Source organism: Pedobacter sp. L105 (assembly GCF_009765875.1).
Classification (GTDB): domain Bacteria; phylum Bacteroidota; class Bacteroidia; order Sphingobacteriales; family Sphingobacteriaceae; genus Pedobacter.
Map to the genome: position 1 here is coordinate 156,450 of NZ_LMUP01000006.1, position 16,988 is coordinate 173,437.

General features: G+C 38.9%; 15 protein-coding genes. 6 read left to right on the forward strand and 9 right to left on the reverse strand.

The features are described from left to right. Positions 1-105 precede the first annotated feature (105 nt). Positions 106-513 carry a GNAT family N-acetyltransferase gene (locus GSQ84_RS12915; RefSeq protein ID WP_158797688.1) on the reverse strand — a complete coding sequence of 136 codons (408 nt, stop codon included), beginning with the start codon at positions 511-513 and terminating at the stop codon, positions 106-108. 4 nt (positions 514-517) lie between these two features. Next, positions 518-955, reverse strand: a complete 438-nt coding sequence (locus tag GSQ84_RS12920) for a DinB family protein (RefSeq protein WP_158797689.1) — start codon at positions 953-955, stop codon at positions 518-520. A 131-nt stretch (positions 956-1,086) separates the two neighbouring features. Between GSQ84_RS12920 and GSQ84_RS12925 the strand changes: the two genes are divergently transcribed. Next, positions 1,087-1,494: a hypothetical protein gene (locus GSQ84_RS12925; RefSeq protein ID WP_158797690.1), complete on the forward strand. Its 408-nt coding sequence runs from the start codon at positions 1,087-1,089 to the stop codon at positions 1,492-1,494. 39 nt (positions 1,495-1,533) lie between these two features. On the opposite strand, the gene GSQ84_RS12930 is transcribed toward GSQ84_RS12925, so the two are convergent. Next, entirely contained in the window at positions 1,534-1,866 is a 333-nt protein-coding gene (locus tag GSQ84_RS12930; protein WP_158797691.1) for a hypothetical protein, read from the reverse strand. A gap of 98 nt (positions 1,867-1,964) precedes the next feature. Continuing rightward, positions 1,965-3,593, reverse strand: coding sequence for a M1 family metallopeptidase (locus GSQ84_RS12935; protein ID WP_158797692.1), 1,629 nt, complete (start codon positions 3,591-3,593; stop codon positions 1,965-1,967). Between the two features lie 153 nt (positions 3,594-3,746). Between GSQ84_RS12935 and GSQ84_RS12940 the strand changes: the two genes are divergently transcribed. Next, the gene (locus GSQ84_RS12940; protein WP_158797693.1) at positions 3,747-5,294 is read left to right on the forward strand and encodes an alpha-L-arabinofuranosidase C-terminal domain-containing protein; all 1,548 of its coding nucleotides are present in this window, start codon (positions 3,747-3,749) and stop codon (positions 5,292-5,294) included. Between the two features lie 51 nt (positions 5,295-5,345). Continuing rightward, positions 5,346-6,014 carry a GIY-YIG nuclease family protein gene (locus GSQ84_RS12945; protein ID WP_158797694.1) on the forward strand — a complete coding sequence of 223 codons (669 nt, stop codon included), beginning with the start codon at positions 5,346-5,348 and terminating at the stop codon, positions 6,012-6,014. 104 nt (positions 6,015-6,118) lie between these two features. On the opposite strand, the gene GSQ84_RS12950 is transcribed toward GSQ84_RS12945, so the two are convergent. Beyond that, positions 6,119-7,777 (reverse strand): M56 family metallopeptidase, encoded by a 1,659-nt coding sequence (locus tag GSQ84_RS12950; RefSeq protein ID WP_158797695.1) that lies wholly within the window; start codon positions 7,775-7,777, stop codon positions 6,119-6,121. Further along, positions 7,774-8,145: a BlaI/MecI/CopY family transcriptional regulator gene (locus GSQ84_RS12955; RefSeq protein WP_174238658.1), complete on the reverse strand. Its 372-nt coding sequence runs from the start codon at positions 8,143-8,145 to the stop codon at positions 7,774-7,776. Before GSQ84_RS12955 ends, GSQ84_RS12950 begins: the two co-directional genes overlap by 4 nt. Positions 8,146-8,400: 255 nt before the next feature. Between GSQ84_RS12955 and GSQ84_RS12960 the strand changes: the two genes are divergently transcribed. After that, entirely contained in the window at positions 8,401-9,597 is a 1,197-nt protein-coding gene (locus tag GSQ84_RS12960; protein WP_158797696.1) for a PepSY domain-containing protein, read from the forward strand. Between the two features lie 182 nt (positions 9,598-9,779). On the opposite strand, the gene GSQ84_RS12965 is transcribed toward GSQ84_RS12960, so the two are convergent. After that, a complete protein-coding gene (locus tag GSQ84_RS12965) occupies positions 9,780-10,112 on the reverse strand; it encodes a hypothetical protein (RefSeq protein WP_158797697.1) in 333 nt (110 codons plus the stop codon). 236 nt (positions 10,113-10,348) lie between these two features. Between GSQ84_RS12965 and GSQ84_RS12970 the strand changes: the two genes are divergently transcribed. Then, positions 10,349-10,501, forward strand: coding sequence for a hypothetical protein (locus tag GSQ84_RS12970; protein WP_158797698.1), 153 nt, complete (start codon positions 10,349-10,351; stop codon positions 10,499-10,501). On the opposite strand, the gene GSQ84_RS12975 is transcribed toward GSQ84_RS12970, so the two are convergent. Then, entirely contained in the window at positions 10,502-12,931 is a 2,430-nt protein-coding gene (locus GSQ84_RS12975) for an ATP-binding protein (protein ID WP_158797699.1), read from the reverse strand. Positions 12,932-13,065: 134 nt separating this feature from the next. Beyond that, the gene (locus GSQ84_RS12980) at positions 13,066-14,019 is read right to left on the reverse strand and encodes an energy transducer TonB (protein WP_158797700.1); all 954 of its coding nucleotides are present in this window, start codon (positions 14,017-14,019) and stop codon (positions 13,066-13,068) included. A 44-nt stretch (positions 14,020-14,063) separates the two neighbouring features. On the opposite strand from GSQ84_RS12980, the gene GSQ84_RS12985 reads away from it, so the two are divergent. After that, entirely contained in the window at positions 14,064-16,979 is a 2,916-nt protein-coding gene (locus tag GSQ84_RS12985; RefSeq protein WP_158797701.1) for a DUF5695 domain-containing protein, read from the forward strand. Positions 16,980-16,988: the final 9 nt, after the last annotated feature.

A 16,988-nucleotide genomic window follows, 5' to 3' on the forward strand; every position in this document is an offset into this window, starting at 1 on the left:
TGTAAGTAATTATTTGTTGAGTTATTGTAACTGATTTATTATTTGTCTGGCAGGCGAGGGGTTACTAGAGACTTGCCTGCCATGCAAGCGCTCTAGTCAATGTGATTAATGATCATCCCCCTGGTATATCCACATCGACTTTGTCTCTCCTGCGGTTTTGAAACCACATTTTTCATAGAAATTCACTGCCTTTCCGTCGGCAACTAAGATCTGCTGATGAAACCCACTGTATTTTTCCTGGAACCTGTCCAGTATCAGCTTGCCGATTCCCTTTCCCTGGTAGGCTGGATGAACGAGGAGATGGGGGTAATAAACCACCAGGAATCCATCAGATAATGCATTGCCCAATCCAACCAGTTTCTCCTGCTCCCACGCGGTAATCAATGTATGAGAGTTCATCAATGCTTTATATAATAGGTCCGGCTTTTCTGCGGATGACCATTGGTTGGCTTGATATAATTCAATGATCGCGGCTGGTTCAATGTCCTTAGTTTCTTTTATGATGATATTCATATCGTTATGCTGTGATCTGCCTGATGTGATGCTGTAAGTGGGAAAGATAATCTTCAACTAAATATTGTAAAGAGCGCGGCTCTCCATTTTTCATGAGGCAGGTTCTGCTAAGGTCCGTATCAGGTATACGGTTTACAAGATAGGCCAGATGACGGTTTAGTGATTCCCACAGGGTGATTAATTTTTCATCATCATATTCCTGGTATCCCTGAACGGATACCCACTCATCCTGTTCGTAATAAATTGAGGGGTTATCCTCAATTTGACCTCTGATGAACCGTTGAATATTAACGTTTGCAGAATCTACTAAATGCCCAAGTATTTCCTTCTTTGACCATTTATTTAAGGGTTTAGTACAAAACTGGTCGGCTGTTATTGTTCTCAGCTGATCAGGAAAAGAATCACAAAGCAATGATATATTATTTAGTATATCTTTAATCATATACCGAACAATATAAGCAGTATTACTGAAATGATAGTCCTTTTTAGGAAAATGTAAGCCAAATTTGTTCGGGCAGGATAAAACAAGTTTTAATATTGCCGTAACGTCATTTAAATCGTGATCTTTGGATCATGAATTCACTTCCTGATGAGCTTAATGGCCTTTTACACTATTGTCATTCTCTGGCTAAATTATTATTGGATGAACAGGGCGAATTTTATCCTTTTGGTACTTATCTGAATAATGAACTGACCATTACCCAGCGTATGTTTCATGATGGAGATGACTTTCCACTGAGTACCGGTTTGATTAACATCATTCAGCATGATTTTGATCAGCAACTGGCAGCAGGACTGCTAAGGGCGTCTGCTATTACATATGAGGCCAGGGTAACGAATGAACATTATAATGAACCAGTGGAAGTGATTGCGGTGAGATTTAATGCGGTATACCTTGAATCACCAATTGTTTACTATCTGCCTTTTAAGGTTACGGCTGACAAAGTAGAATATCTGGTCAGCTGGATAGAGCTTGAATAATTTAATCCTGGCTGTAAATAATACTCCTTAGTATCTGGATCAGACTTGCTCTGGCAGGTAATTTTTTACATAAGTGATCGTGATGTCAATGGAATAAGTAAGGTAATCCCAGTAATCTTTATAGTGACCGGTTTTTTCCTGCAGATCTTTAGCTGCTTCTGTCAGATTGGAACGGTTGATCAGGTCGATTACACCGTTAGTAGCTATATTATTAAATATGCTGGGGGCAATTCCATTCAGCTGTTTTACAATCAGCCAGTACTGGCGCATCACATTGTCCAATATATTGAAATTAGCATCACTTAATACTTCAACCTTTTTCGCTTGATTGAGTAAATTTTCGAGTTTTTCCAGGATTAGATCGTCTTCCATATTGATGTACAAGTTAATGATTCTCTAATAAATTAAAAAGAAACATGTATTATTTTTTTAAACCTAAATACAGGCTAAATTTTGCGCTGTTTTTATAGCTATTCAAAGATAGTTTTCTTTAAATAATAGGTGTCCCGGTCAACCACTGGCAATAACTTACTCTCTATTGTTATGCCTTTTTTATCTAAAATCATCTTTTTAGTACCTGTATCTGTGGTTATCTCCATTGGCAGCGGGATATCAATGTTGTCAAGCTGAATGAGGTATTTATCATTTTTAAGCTGTTTAATATGAACTTCAAGTTTGTTAATGCTTCGTATATATAGGTCAAATAATGGTTTTAAATCCCTGCCTGATTCTTTACTGAAAAATTGCTCTACATCATCGGTATTCACCAGATTACTGTAAGTGTAGCGCGGAGAGGTAACGAATTTTTTTATGGCTGGAAAAAATAAGCTATCACCCATCACATAACGGATGGTATGAATAAAGAAAGCACCTTTTCCATAAATATCACCATTATAAGCTGCCTCTTCATCAATATCTTTTCCTATTACAATAGGAATTTTATTGCCAAAGCTTAGTGCAGATTGCTGAAAAAGTTTGATATAGGCATTTTCCCCTTCAAATTCGCGGACATATAAGGCATCTCCAAAAGTGTTTATTCCCTCATGTATCCAGTAATCAGCCCAGTCTTTGGCCGTAACCTTATTTCCCCACCACTCATGTCCAAACTCATGATGCATTAAACCATCATAATCTTCACCTCCAACTTTGGTATAGCGAAATTTATTGCCATAGGCATTCATGGTCTGGTGTTCCATGCCGAGATGCGGAGTTTCGGCTATGGCTATCTTTTCTTTGGCCCAGGGATATTCGCCAAAGTATTTCTCCTGCTCGTGGATGGTTTTTTCAAAGACATCAAGATGATGGGCTGCTTTGGATTCATGTTCCCGAAGTACATAAAACTGCAGGGGAACAATATGGCCGTCTACAGTTTTATATTTCCTGCTCACTACAGCATAGTCGCCTACATTAAATAAAATGCTATAGTTGTTAATTGTATAATTTGTTTTCCAGTGATAGGTAGCTGTTGTATCATGCCGGGTAACTTTTTGCAGTAATCCGGGGCCTGCTACAACAAGATTTTTCGGAACGGTAATCAAGAGATCTACCCCTTCATTAGGCTCATCAGACGGATGATCTTTGCTTGGGAAGTAAAGCTTACCACCCATTGCTTCGGCAGTAATTGCCATCCATGCATGACCGGTAGAATCTTTGGTCCATGTAAAACCATCATCCCATGGTGGCCTGCGCGCTACATGTGGTTTCCCGCCATATACGATTTTAACACTTGCTTTTCCTGCTGCAAGCTCTTTGCTGAGGTTAATCTTAATCAGGTTATTTTTATAAATAAAGGGTTCTTTCTGATGATTAACCCATACCTGGCTTATCACAAAGGAGTCCAGCAAATTAAAAACCAATAGATTTGTTGGTTTTGCCATGATCACGTCAATGACCGTATATCCATTAATAGATTTTTTATTAAAATCTACGTTTAAAGCAATAGTATAATGTCTTACATCCATTATGGCCTGATCGGGATTCAGTTTACCGCCAGAGGTCAAAGGATTGGCCAATTTTTCGACCGTTTTATCATGATTTGTTTGAGCTTTACCTGTCAGGACGATCGTTAATAAGACAGCTAAAAGGATTATTCTCTTCATGTTTTAAATATAGCAGATTATCATTCAATACCAGTTTCAAAACAAAATATATTCATCTTTTGCTCGGGCAATTTTGCCGTTTTAAAGGTTGATAGGAGGGCTTGACTCCTTTTATGATGATAATTTACTATTTTCAGCTTTTTATAGAACCTAATGAAGCTTAGCTTAATTCCTGTTTTTCTCCTGATCACATTTTCCGCTTTTTGTCAACATACCGAACAGGCTTCCATAAAAGTTGATGCCCGACAGAAAATTGCAGAGATAAATCCTTTCCAATATGGACAGTTTATTGAACATTTGGGCCGTGCAGTGAACGGCGGGATTTATGATGAACATTCAAAATTATCTGATAAAGATGGTTTTAGAAAAGATGTGCTGGAGAAGGTAAAGGAGCTGCGTACACCCTTACTAAGGTATCCCGGTGGAACCTTCACTAAGATCTACCATTGGGAAGACGGAATAGGGCCTAAAGCATTGAGAAAAAAACGTAAGAACCTGATCTGGGGAGGTCTGGAAGACAATCATTTTGGTACCGCGGAATTTGTTACTTATTGCAGGAAAATAGGAGCAGAGCCTTTCCTGGTAGTGAACATGGCAACAGGAACACCGGAAGAAGCCGCCAATTGGGTGGAATACTGTAATGGGACAGGTGATACGTATTATGCTAATTTAAGGCGTGCGGATGGATTTGATGCGCCTTTTAACGTAAAGTATTGGGGCATTGGAAATGAAGAATATGCAGAGACAGATGCCGGCCGTCATCAGGATGTAAATCAATATATTAAAGATACCTGGCAGTTTGTGAAGCTGATGAAACTGCAGGATAACAGTTTAAAGTTAATACTGGTTGGCAATTCTGAAGACATGGTGTGGAGCACTAAGGTCTTAGAGCAGCTTGGGCCTGTATGTGATCTTCTATCTGTACATTTATATGCTATCCCACCGGATACGAGTTTCACTTCGTTAATCCATTCTATTGATCAGCTGGAAAAACCACTGGTACAAATGGAATCCCTTTTAGATAAAACGCCCGCTAAAGTGGAGCACTTTAATGCCTGGTATCGTTTTCCGTCGAGAAAAGAGCCTGTAAAACTAGCTGTAGATGAGTGGGGGATCTGGGATATCAGCTCCGGAAAAGGTAAAGGGGCTTATCAGATGGAATATCAGTATAATTGGTCGCACGCATTGGGCGTAGCCACATTTTTAAATCTTTTCCAGCGTCATAGTGCATCCATAGGAATGGCTACCTGGGCACAAACAGTAAATGTGCTCGCCCCAATCATGACTGATGCCGAAGGATCTTACAGGCAAACTGTTTTTACACCGCTTAAAGCTTTCCGCGATTATGCAGGGAAATATGTTTTAAAAGCAGACGTGGCTGGTCCGGATGTTGCACCTGGAATTAAGGCTTTGGATATAACTTCCAGTTTATCAGAAAACGGAAAGCAGATCATTTTAACAATCGTAAATCGGGATACCCTTCATATGATAAAAACAGCGGTTGAAATTGACCATCTTCCTGCCGCTTTCGGTATCGCTACGCTAAAGCAAATCTCTTTTACCGGCGAAAGTTTGTATGCAGTTAATTCTTTTAAACAAGAGAATGCGGTTAAAAAAACGGAGGTCATAAAGAAAATTAATTCGAATAAAATGGAGGTAATTTTAAGTCCTGCTTCCTTAACAATACTGATACTGGATTGAAACCGTAGATTCAGAATACGTTATAACCAATAAATATGATTAATATTGGCTATGATTATTAAAAACCCGTTAAATAAAGAGCAGAAAGACTTTATGAAAAAACATCAAATTCCGGAAGATTTGCTGTTTGACGCTAATGGAGAAGGTTTTTCGGAAGAATTGAAGCAAAATATGTCTGAAGCAAATAAAGTGCTGGCATACAATGCTGTGGGTTGCGAAACAAATGCGGACTATAATTTTATAAATATTGAAGGTGATTTTGTGCAGGCAGATACAGACAAAATTCCTTTTGCATTAAGGACTTATAAGACTGGTTATATCTACATCGCAGGATCTATCAAAGCGCACTTAATCAAGGTGGGTTCTTCCAATGAAGTTAAAGACAGAATCAAATCATTGAATATTTCTACAGCTAAAAGTGGGGGTTATGACGATTGGGAATTGTTGCTTCAGGCTAAGACAACTACGCTTGGAAAAGTTGAACGTCTTTTTCAGCAGAAATTAGCTGATTATAAGTCGTCTGCCCAGTATGAGAAACATGGGAAGATACAAAATGGCGGAGAGTTATACAGATGTTCTTATAACAAAGCTAAAGAAGTATTGACCGCTTTAGAAGAGGAAGAAAAAATAGAATTTACTCAGATCAACGAAAAAAGACATCTTCTTTCTGAATATCAATTTAAAAATTTAAAAGTGAAATCGGCTGCTTCAGCGGTGTAGATTTTTTTTGCAGTAGATAGTTTCTATCTTATTGTATTTTTCATTATCTCTAAAAGCCCTGCAAAAATGGAATCAATTCCATTTTTGCAGGGCTTTTGTTTAAGTTAATTTTTTGATGGGTAACCCTGAACAGTAATGGGTTCAAGAGGATCAATAACTTTAGCAGTTGGATCTACTTTGCCTGATTTAGATTGCGTTTCTGACAATTTTAATTCAATTTCTTTTATGGCAGCTGCGTTTGCTTTTTGATCACGATCTGCTGAAGAGGAGAATTCTGTTGTGGTGTTTTTCCCATCCGCGGCTGTTGGTTTTGCTATAAATGTAAAACTTAAAGGTTGTTTCTGGTCTTTCATTGCTGGTATTGCTTGTGCAAGCTCAGGTTGTTTCATTGTTACTGTTATCGTTTTTGGCGCAGGCGCGGAAGTTTGATCGTTGGCAGGCTGTGGTTTGGGCTGAGTTGGTGTTGCTGTGGGAGGTTGCATTTCTACTACGGTAGCCTTAGTCGGCTTTTCTCCTGGTAATCTTTCAAATATTTGGATAGTTGCTGGGGGAACCGCTGGTTTTCCAGGCGTGGCAGGGGGCATTGGACTGGTTGTTACCACTCTAGTTGATGGTCCTGACAATTCAACTGCGCCAAATTTTCCTTTCTCACCATATTTTGTTAAGGCTTCCTCAGGACTTAATTCTTTTTTATGATCAAAATCTTCTACTACATCAAAGTTGTCGTTATTTATAATTACCCTTCCATTAACTACCACGGCTCTTTTCTCCGTTGATTTTCTATCTTTCCCATTTTCATAAGATATGCCTTTGTGGGAATAAAAAATAGTCCTTCCCCGGCTGGTATCCTGCAGTTGTAAGGTAGTTTTCTGCGGAAACAGATCCACAAGTGCATAATCTTTTGTAAAGGCCATGGTAGAGGCGCAAAGCAGGCAGGTCGCCACGGGTACCATTAGGAGGAGCCTGAACTTTGCCAGTCCCCCGGATTTTTGTTTGTTTAACATCTTAATTCTCCTTTTTAATAATGATTCGTTAAATATTTGATTGGAAAGTGTGTTTGAGATTGGTCCAAAAGAATGCTGAATTAAAAAAAGTGCATACTCATGTTTTTGAACGCCGGCAGCAGTAGTCTGTTCATCGGCCAGATATTCATGCAATAGTTTAATATCCCTTTTCAGAAAGTACACAATTGGGTTAAACCAGGAGATGATCTGAATAATTTCAAAAAAGAGTACATCCGCGCTATGGTTCTGTTTAATATGCACCATTTCGTGTTTAAGAATAGTGTCTTTCTGTTTTAGATTGGGGTTGATGAACAGGATATTGAAAAATGAAAATGCAGCATGTTGTCCTTTGAGTTCGATGAATGTTACATTATCGATGGTATGGCGCTTGGATTTGAAATAAATACTGAATATCTGAGTCAAAGTAAACAGCGTTTTTACCAGAAAGCCTATGGCAATGCTGAGGTATATACCATACAGCAGACTTGATAATTCCAGCTGAGCTGAAATAGCGGCTGGTACCGCAGGCTTTTGGTAAACCACAGAATTCACTATCCTCATAGTTTCCTGGGGAGCAGCGAATAGGGTATTCAGATAACCTACCTGAAGCAAAGGCAGTACGAATGAAAGGATAGTTGCTGTGATCAGGTAATACCTGTTCAGCGAATAAAAAGTTTCCTCATGAAGAAACAGCCTGTAACAGCCATAGAATACAGCTAAATATAAGTTAGCTTCCAGTAAATAATACAACCAATTCATGATTTCTTGTTTTTAAGTTCTTCAGCCAGTTTGATTAATTCATCCAGTTTCTCTATGTCCATATTCTTTTCTTTGACCAGGAAAGAAACCAGGCTTTGATAAGAGTTTTCGAAATAATTGCTCATTACTTTATCAAAAGCAAAGTGTTTGTATTCTTCTTCAGTAATTAATGGGAAATAGATATGGGTATTGCCCACAGCTTTGTGATCGATAAAACCCTTTCCCTCCAATACCCTGATTACTGTTGATACCGTATTATATGCTGGCTTTGGGGGATCTATTTTGTCGATCACTTCTTTGACTAGACCTTCTTTTATCTCCCAGAGGATCAGCATGATCTGTTCTTCTGCTTTTGTTAATTCTCTCATATTTATAAAGCTTAATTAAATGTACAACTATTTTTATAGTTTACAAACTATAAAAATAGTTTACTTGTATTATGCTGTAAATCAGCGTAATAATTTTTATTCTTGATGTGACTATTCCGATATCAGGCTTTTGATCTAATTCTGGTCAGGCATCAACAAGGGATTCATTTAATTTTAAGAGCAAGAGCTAATATTATTCATTTATTTGTACCAAATCTAAATAACGTTATATTTGTTGACCACTCGGATGATAAAATGACTAAGAAATTCAAGGATACGATCAGACAGATACATTTATGGCTGGGTTTGGGTACAGGCCTGGTAGTATTTATAGTAAGCGTTACGGGTTGCCTGTATGTTTTTGAGAAAGAGATCAGGGAATATATTCAAAAAGATTACGCCTATGTACCGCTGGAGAACAAGGCATTTGTTGGTCTGGATAGCATTTCAAAAAGTTTTGTGAAGATTGCACCGAAAGAAAAAATCACTAGTGTTAAAGTGACAAATGTGCCAAATGCAACAGTCTCCATCACTACTCCTAAAAAACATGTTTATTACTTTGACCCTTACACCGGTAAACTGGTAAAAAAAACAAGCACTGATTGGTTAGTTACGGTAAAGAATATTCATACGTCATTATTATTGGGAGAACCGGGCGAATTTATCATGCATTGGTCTGTGGTTATCTTTGTGCTGATGCTGATCAGTGGATGGATTTTATGGTTTCCTAATCAAATGAGATTATTAAAGCAATCCTTAACTATCAAATGGAATGCTTCTGCTAAAAGGATTAACTATGATCTTCATAATGTTTTAGGTTTTTATGCTTCGGGATTTTTGATTGTGATTTCGTTATCGGGCTTATATATGGCATTTGACAGTGTTAAATCAGCAGCTAATTTTTTAACCGGGACTGAATTGTCTGATGTAAAGGTGAAAGGGCATAAGGACAAAGGCGCTAAAATTAAAGGAATAAAAAAAGAAGGTCATAAAATTAAAGCCGAAGCAAAAGGCGATTCCGTTATACGGTATGATGAAATTTATAGCGATCTGGCAGCCAAATATCCGGGTGCAATTTCTACCCAGCTCACTACAAGGAAAACAGGAGACCTGCGTGTGAGAATGACCTATCCATCTAACTGGGTGAGAAATATCAGTACATTTATCTATAAACCAGGTACGGGCAAACTATCAAAGTATAAACTTTATCAAAACTTTACTGCCGCTGATATCATGGAGTCTACTGATCTTGATCTGCATACTGGTCAGCTATTTGGTCTGTTCGGTAAAATTATGGCCTGTACGGCGAGTCTGATCTCTGCCAGTTTACCGGTTACCGGTTTTATCATCTGGTTGAAAAAGAAGAAAAAAGGGAAAAAGAGAGAGAAAAAGAAACTGGTGTTTTTTACCCGGCGGACAACCGCACATGCAGCCACAGAGGTGACTGTTTAAATCTCTTTATCAAGAGAGTTTAGGTTTCTTCTTTACTGCCTTTGCGGGATGTATTTTTCCAGGTTAAGATGGTAAAGCTATCTGGATAAGTAATGATCAGCTAAAGAAATTTTAGCTGATCAACTATATAATAAAATCAGGATAACCATCAATGGTGAGATCACCTCAGCGGATCTTAAGATTTACTTTGTTTCAGGGGTGGTTACCGCTTCTTTAACTGTACTGGCTGTGGATTTTTTTGTGAGCGCAGCTTTTGGTACTTCAACTATCGGTTTCAATACCGTTTTACTTTCTCCATCAGACTCGACGGTTGTAGAGTTATAAATCTTAATATCTTTTGCTAATTTTTTTGCCAGTAATCTGGCTCCCTTTTCAATATCTTTAGTCAGTTTTTTAGAACCTTCTCCAAATTTGCTGGCTATTTCATTTAGTCCTTTAACTAAATCTGCCCTGATATCTTTTTCAGCTGTTTTACGGGCCGATTTTACAAGTGATTTTAATTGTTTCTTTTTCATGACGTTACTATGTATGACAAATATATATGATATTAATATTGATTAAATATTATTATTATGTTAAACAGTAGTTTCCAGTTAACGTTTTGTTTATTATTTATTCATGCAATTGAAGCATTGATAAACATTCAGCTCCTTATCTTTGACTTAAGTTAAGTAGTTAATTAACCAGGTAGAGCGCTGATAGGGCAGCATGCTGAGGGTTCGATTCCTTCCTCTACAACAAGATTCACACGATGGACATTAATTATCCTATAGTAGGTGCTGTTTTACTGTTCATGATCTTACTGATCATATTTATTATCCGCAGAAACCTTAAGGACGAACGTGAGTTTGAAGAGGAATTAAACCAGCCTGATCCTGAAGATCCCAATGAAAAATCAGAATAATTAGCTTCTGCCGGACTGAGTAGCAGCTTCTGATAAAGTTTCCAGCAGACTTTCTATGTGAATGGGTTTCGACAGATAGTCATTCATTCCGATCCGTAAACATTCATCTTTATCTTCCTGCATAGCATTAGCGGTCATCGCAACAATATAAGGCTGTTTCATATTTGTATTGCGTATCGCTAATGTAGCTTCGAGACCATCCATTTCAGGCATTTGAATATCCATCAAAATAACGTCAATTGTATGCAGCTGGATCAAAGAAATGACTTCCAGACCGTTTACTGCCAGGATGGGTTCATAACCGAGCTTATGGAGTATTCTGATGATCAATTTCTGATTGATGATGTTGTCTTCTGCAACTAATATTCTGAGCGGATATCTTTCTCCGAAACTTTCCTGTAATAATCCCGGGGTTACTTTTTCTGAAGAAATAAGACTCATGTTTTCCGCCGGGATAAGCTGTTGGTTAACTGTTGTCTGTATCGTAAAATAGAATGAAGTTCCCATACCTACCTTACTTTTGGCTGTGATGTTACCGTCCATTAAATGAACAAGACGTTCACAGATGGCTAAACCTAATCCTGTACCTCCATAACGCCGGGTTGTGGAAGAGTCTACCTGAGAGAATGCTTTAAAGAGCCAGGTTAGTCTTTCTGTAGGAATACCAATTCCGCTATCCTTTACTTCAAAACCTAAAGTGAGGACATCACCAATCTTTTTGATCAGATTAACGCCCAAAAATACTTCGCCCTGAGCGGTGAATTTCATGGCATTCCCCAGCAGGTTAATTAAAACCTGTTTGAGGCGAAGACTGTCGGCTGTTAACTGTAATGGGATTTGCGCATCTATTTCATAGCTGAGTTTAAGACCGGATTGCATTGCTTTTCCGGAAAACATATGAATGACTTCTTTCATACATTGTTGCAGATTGAAATCATGAGGGTCAAGATCCAATTTTCCGGATTCTATTTTAGAAAAGTCAAGTACATCATTGATTACATTTAATAGTGTTTCTCCGCTGATCTTAATGGTTTCCACATATTCTGATTGTTCGGGATTTAATGAAGTATGATAGAGTAATGAAGCCATGCCCAATACGCCATTCAGCGGTGTCCGGATTTCATGGCTCATCGTAGCCAGAAATATACTTTTCGCCTGATTGGCTTTTTCTGCTTCTTCCCGTGCTGCCGCTTCCTGCTCCTTCTGGCCATGAAGTTCTTCATTGACTACTTTTAGTTCTTCTGATTGAACCTGTAACTCTTCAGATTGCATTTGCAACTCTTCCGATTGAACCTGTAATTCTTCATTCAGGTCCTGTAGTTTTATAGACTGAATCTGCAGCTGCTCAGTGTGGCGGTTCAGGTTATTGATGTATTTTCTTAGGGTAGTCTTCAGTAAAGTGAAGTCATAATAAAGCTTTTCAGTTTCAATGCTGCTTGGAACGACTTCTTTTCCAGTTTCACCAGCGTCAATATCTGTAAAATCAGAATTAATGAAAGTTCCCATTCTTTGATTTAATTCCCGGATATCGAAGGTGAGATAACTGGAAAGTTTTAAGCTGAGTATGATTACAAGGCCTAATACGGCAATAGAAACAGCTACTAAAATGTAGTTAAATTGTTCCTGTAATTGATGGATTCCCTCATTTGCTAATCTATCCGTAATTGCATATTGCCGATCAAATTGACCAATTTGAGATTGCATTTGGGGTACAATTCCTTTTTCGTTGTATATGCCCAGCTTTTCGGTATAGTTGACATACACGCTAAAATATTGTTTGTAATTATTTAAGGCATTGTAATTGGCATTTTTGGGCATATTGAGCATTAACGAATCAGTTTCATGAAAGAACTGATGCACATATTCCATTTTGCCCCTCAGCATATAATCCTTTTCGTGTCGTCTTAATTGTAAGAGCGCAGTTCTGGGTACTTTATTCGAGTTTTCAATCCAGTGCGCATATTGTCTCATGGTTCCCTCCAATCCGAAATCCTGGAAACCCCTGATGAAATAGAGCCTTTTCAATGACCTGCCTAGAACCGGTGTTTGCCTGCTCAAACTAATGAGATTGTTCAGGGGTTTGTCTATGTCAAGGTGATTATGTAACGCCTGTGCTTTTAGCCGTGTTAAATGATTACTAATCCTATTTTGGAGCAGGAGAAACTGATCGATGTCACTTTGTTTTCCCGTTTTGTAAAACTTCTCTTCATGGAAACCTGAAAGCATGAATTTTTGCAGCTGGCTGGTGCTTTCCAGGTACTGGATCTGCACACTGGATAAACTGGAAGCAAATGATCTTAATTCTTTTTGTTTGTAGTTGATAAACAGATAAGTAATCAGCCAGATAAGTACTACGGGGATAAATGAAAAAAAACTTAGCAGGAGCCTGGCCCTGAAAGATTTTAGAAAAGGAATATTTAGAAAACGCACAGACAATGTTACTAAAGGCCTGCAACGTTGCTGTTAATATAATGTTAAGTTCTGTATTGTTTACGTTATGGATAATTGGATTTAATATGAGCAGCGGGTGACAGATTTTATTCAACAGTCACCTACCTGCCGTATTAAGTTAGAGAAAAGGAAATAGGAATAGAATAATACACACGAACTTTTCTGCCTCTTTTAATTCCCGAAGTCCATGATGGTGCTGTTTTAAGTACCCTTATGGCTTCTGCTGCAAGATCTGGATGCACATCATTCACTACCCTAATGTCACTCAGTGAACCATCTTCGTTCACGGCAAATCTCATAATTGCTTTTCCCTGTATGCCATTGTCTTTACAGTTTTTTGGATAAATGATATGTAATGCCAGGTATTTATACAGTTCTTTCATACCTCCTTTGAATTGTGGATGTATAAATTCCCTGGTATAATGAACTACTTTACCTTTTTCATCGGTGCTTTCTCCTGAAATCAATTTTCCAATCTCATAAGTTTGCGTATAGATAACTCCTGCATCTTTATCTTTTCCAGTCCATATCCCATCTTGCCAGCCATTTTTAACAATTCCCTTTTCTGCAATTTCCTTAAAGTCATCGCTATATAAAATGCATGGCCCGTTTCCATCGATGACCATGGCTTTTCCTGTAGAATCGTTTGTACTTTTCAGGCTGCGGACTAAATGATGGTCTGGCTGTTCAATAAAGAAGAAAAAGGTATATAATCGGCCATTCGGATAATAATCATAGAGGCTGTCAACCAGATGCCCTTTACTATAAGTAGCTACCTGCTTTTTATTTCCATTGGGATAAAAGGATAAATACGTACCATCATATTTAGGCGGATCTATTGTACCGGACATGCCAATACTTTTTCTTTTACCATTGGTATAGAATTCTTTAACTGTGAATAATTTACTGTCTTTTGCTTTTTCCAGAACAATTCTGATATAGTCTGCACTGTCCCGCTGATGAACATATTGCCCGTTATTTTTTATATAATAAACGTTTTGCTTTTGTGCAGATGCGCTTGTAAAAAGGAAAAGGATCGAAGATAGAATGTAAATGTATTTATTCATTTTGTGGAATGATTATCACGCAAGGTATCTATATGTAAATTAAGATGAAATTAAATTTTCGTCATTCAACTGACCGGTTAATATCCGGGAATAACTCACTAATTATCGAAAGGATATTGAGCAGTCAGCGGGTTATATTTGTTGATATGGTCAACATTACCGCTTTCCGCTTCATGTCAGCCCTGGCTGCAGCATTCAGTTTTTCTGCTGTGCTGGCACAAACTGTTCCTTCGTCTTTACCAATCGTTAAACAGCTTCAAAATAAGGAGTTCAGTTTACAGTTTTCGCCACAAGGCATATCCGCCTTGCGGAAAACAGAAGATCTTTATCCTACAGATTATGTACAGCAGGGGAAAGCTTTTAGTGGGATCGTTATTCGGTACCAATTAAAGAACCGGCAATGGGATTCGCTAAAAACTACAGCAACTAGCCGAAAGATGGTGGTCAAAAATGATCATCAGCTAGAGTATATTACTGAATCTGGGCACTCTGCTTTACGCTTAACAGAAGATTATACCTTAACGGATAAGGGATTGATCTGGACGATGAAACTGGATAATTTATCGGGCAGCCCTCTAAAAATAGGAGATTTGGAAATTCCTATTCACTATAACAATCAGGGTGGTGAAAATGAGCAGGAGATCTTTGAACAGCGGGTAATTAAACACCATTCTATTGCGGGAAATAATTCGTTCCTTTTTTGGCAGCGGCCTACCGGTTTAGGCCCTTACCTGCTGATGCTTCCTTTACAGGGCACTGCCCTTGAATATTTTTCTACCAAAACAGTGGGAGAGGACGATCAGCAGTTCCAGACTTTCATTCATTCTGCGTACAGCGGAAATAAAGAAACCCGCGGAACCTGGAGACAGGCTCATACTGCTGCTGTTATTCCGGCAAAAGGAAGTCTGTCTTATGGCTTTAAATGGAGATGGGCAGATAGTTATACAGACATCAGGAATATCATGGTAGCTGAGGGAATGATAGATATACAGGTAATGCCGGGGATGACCGTTCCTGATGATCTGGATGTAAGGGTAGCCCTGAGAACAAAACAAAAAAACCTGAAGGTTATTCCTGAGTTTCCCAAAGAAACAGCGGTGAAAGTGATGGCCGGAAAACAAGCTGGAACAGCTTTGTACCAGATTAAATTTTCGCACCTGGGAGAAAATAAGATTACGCTGGAGTATGGCGATCACCTCAAAACACTAATGGAGTTTTTTGTAACGGAGCCACTGGAAGTACTTTATAAAAAACGTGCAGCATTTATTGTAGACCATCAGCAGCAGCGCGATTCTACAAAATGGTACAATGGCCTATTCTCTATTTATGATATGAAACACAAAGCGTTGCGGGGGCCGGATAACGCAGATGGATTTGATAAAAGCAGACTGGTTTATGCCCTGGCCTCTGATGATCCGGTATTGGGCAAAGCCCCTTTTTTAGCGGCAAAAAATGTTTTTTATCCCGATCAGCACGAAATTGATGCAATTGAATACTATGTGAAACACTTTGTTTGGGGCGGCTTACAGCGTACAGATCAGGAGAAGCCCAATTCTTATGGATTGTACGGCACACCAAGCTGGAAGATTGACCGCGATTCAGTAAAGCGAAGCCAGAATACACATGATGTAAACAAAGATAAAATGCATATCTGGCGTTCTTATGATTATCCGCATATCACGATGCTTTATTTTGAGCTGTATAAGATTGCAAAGTTACACCCGGGAATGACACATTATCTGTATGGAGCAGGTTACCTGAACAGAGCTAAAGAAACCGCTAAAGCTTATTTCAAATATCCGTACCAGATCCTGCCCTGGTATGATACCTATAAATGGGGCTGTTACAATGAACTGGTATTGGTAGACCTGATTGCCGAACTGGAGAAGAAAGGCTTTCAAAAAGATGCTGATGAGCTGCGGGCCGAGTGGGAGAAAAAGGTGAAATACTTTATCTATGATGATCCTTATCCTTTCCGGTCGGAATATGCCGTTGATGCTACAGCTTATGAATCTACCCATGCTTTTGCAAAATATGCCGCTTTACATCCCCTGATGCCGGATAGTAACCTCTGGTTTGATAAAAACCTGAAGAAGTGGTATTCTCATCCGGTGATTAAAGCTGATGATGCCAGAAAATTCATGAAACGCGAAATTGCAGCAAATATGGCCAGCAGGGGATGGCTGGAAACTTCTTTTTATTATTATGGAAGTGACTTCAGGGGGAAGAGTGATAATTTTACGCTGAGTTATATGTCGCAAATGGGCGGAGGTGCCATTTTGGATGATGCACTGAATTTTAGCGATCATCCATCAGAAGAGTTGCGTTTAGGTTATGGTGCTTATCTGAGTTCTTTTGCGCTGATCAATTCGGGAACAGCGAAAACTAATTATGGATACTGGTATCCGGGTAAAGAAAATGATGGCGCTTCAGGCTGGGCTTTTGAACCTCAGAAACATGCCGATACCTGGATAGAGAAACCGCAGGGCAGAGGCCCATGGTATTATGATGGTGAGATCGACCTGGGTTTTGGCGGCGCTACCCGTTCTGCAGCTACGATTATCACTGAAGACCCCGTTTTTGGAATGATCGCCTATGGAGGAAATCTGCAGACCGCCGGAAAAGTGTTCTCTGTTGTTCCGGAAGATGGTTTAAGAGCAAGGTTTTACTATCGTGTACCGCAAGAAAGAATAGATCTGGTGTTTAATCAGGATGGTTTTGCCAGGGATAAAATGATCTCTGTAGACAAACAGGCAGATGCCATCAGTTTTATAGTGGAAAACAGGACAGGAAACAAACATACAGCAGCATTGCAGGTTAAAGGGCTGGAGGGAGATTACCTGCTGAAGGTAGAAGGGCAAAAGGACGTGAGACTGAAGTTTGTTAAAAATGAGGTACAACTTCTCCTGATCCCGCAAAACAATTTACTCACCGGAGTAACCATAAAAAAAGCTATCTGATGGTGTATC

Coding starts and splice junctions, on each gene's coding strand:
- GSQ84_RS12930 (WP_158797691.1), bottom strand. CDS start 1,866: ATGGAAGACGATCTAATCCTGGAAAAACTCGAAAATTTACTCAATCAA.
- GSQ84_RS12985 (WP_158797701.1), top strand. CDS start 14,064: ATGAAATTAAATTTTCGTCATTCAACTGACCGGTTAATATCCGGGAAT.
- GSQ84_RS12945 (WP_158797694.1), top strand. CDS start 5,346: ATGATTATTAAAAACCCGTTAAATAAAGAGCAGAAAGACTTTATGAAA.
- GSQ84_RS12955 (WP_174238658.1), bottom strand. CDS start 8,145: ATGAGAGAATTAACAAAAGCAGAAGAACAGATCATGCTGATCCTCTGG.
- GSQ84_RS12935 (WP_158797692.1), bottom strand. CDS start 3,593: ATGAAGAGAATAATCCTTTTAGCTGTCTTATTAACGATCGTCCTGACA.
- GSQ84_RS12965 (WP_158797697.1), bottom strand. CDS start 10,112: ATGAAAAAGAAACAATTAAAATCACTTGTAAAATCGGCCCGTAAAACA.
- GSQ84_RS12950 (WP_158797695.1), bottom strand. CDS start 7,777: ATGAATTGGTTGTATTATTTACTGGAAGCTAACTTATATTTAGCTGTA.
- GSQ84_RS12920 (WP_158797689.1), bottom strand. CDS start 955: ATGATTAAAGATATACTAAATAATATATCATTGCTTTGTGATTCTTTT.
- GSQ84_RS12970 (WP_158797698.1), top strand. CDS start 10,349: ATGGACATTAATTATCCTATAGTAGGTGCTGTTTTACTGTTCATGATC.
- GSQ84_RS12915 (WP_158797688.1), bottom strand. CDS start 513: ATGAATATCATCATAAAAGAAACTAAGGACATTGAACCAGCCGCGATC.
- GSQ84_RS12960 (WP_158797696.1), top strand. CDS start 8,401: ATGACTAAGAAATTCAAGGATACGATCAGACAGATACATTTATGGCTG.
- GSQ84_RS12925 (WP_158797690.1), top strand. CDS start 1,087: ATGAATTCACTTCCTGATGAGCTTAATGGCCTTTTACACTATTGTCAT.
- GSQ84_RS12980 (WP_158797700.1), bottom strand. CDS start 14,019: ATGAATAAATACATTTACATTCTATCTTCGATCCTTTTCCTTTTTACA.
- GSQ84_RS12940 (WP_158797693.1), top strand. CDS start 3,747: ATGAAGCTTAGCTTAATTCCTGTTTTTCTCCTGATCACATTTTCCGCT.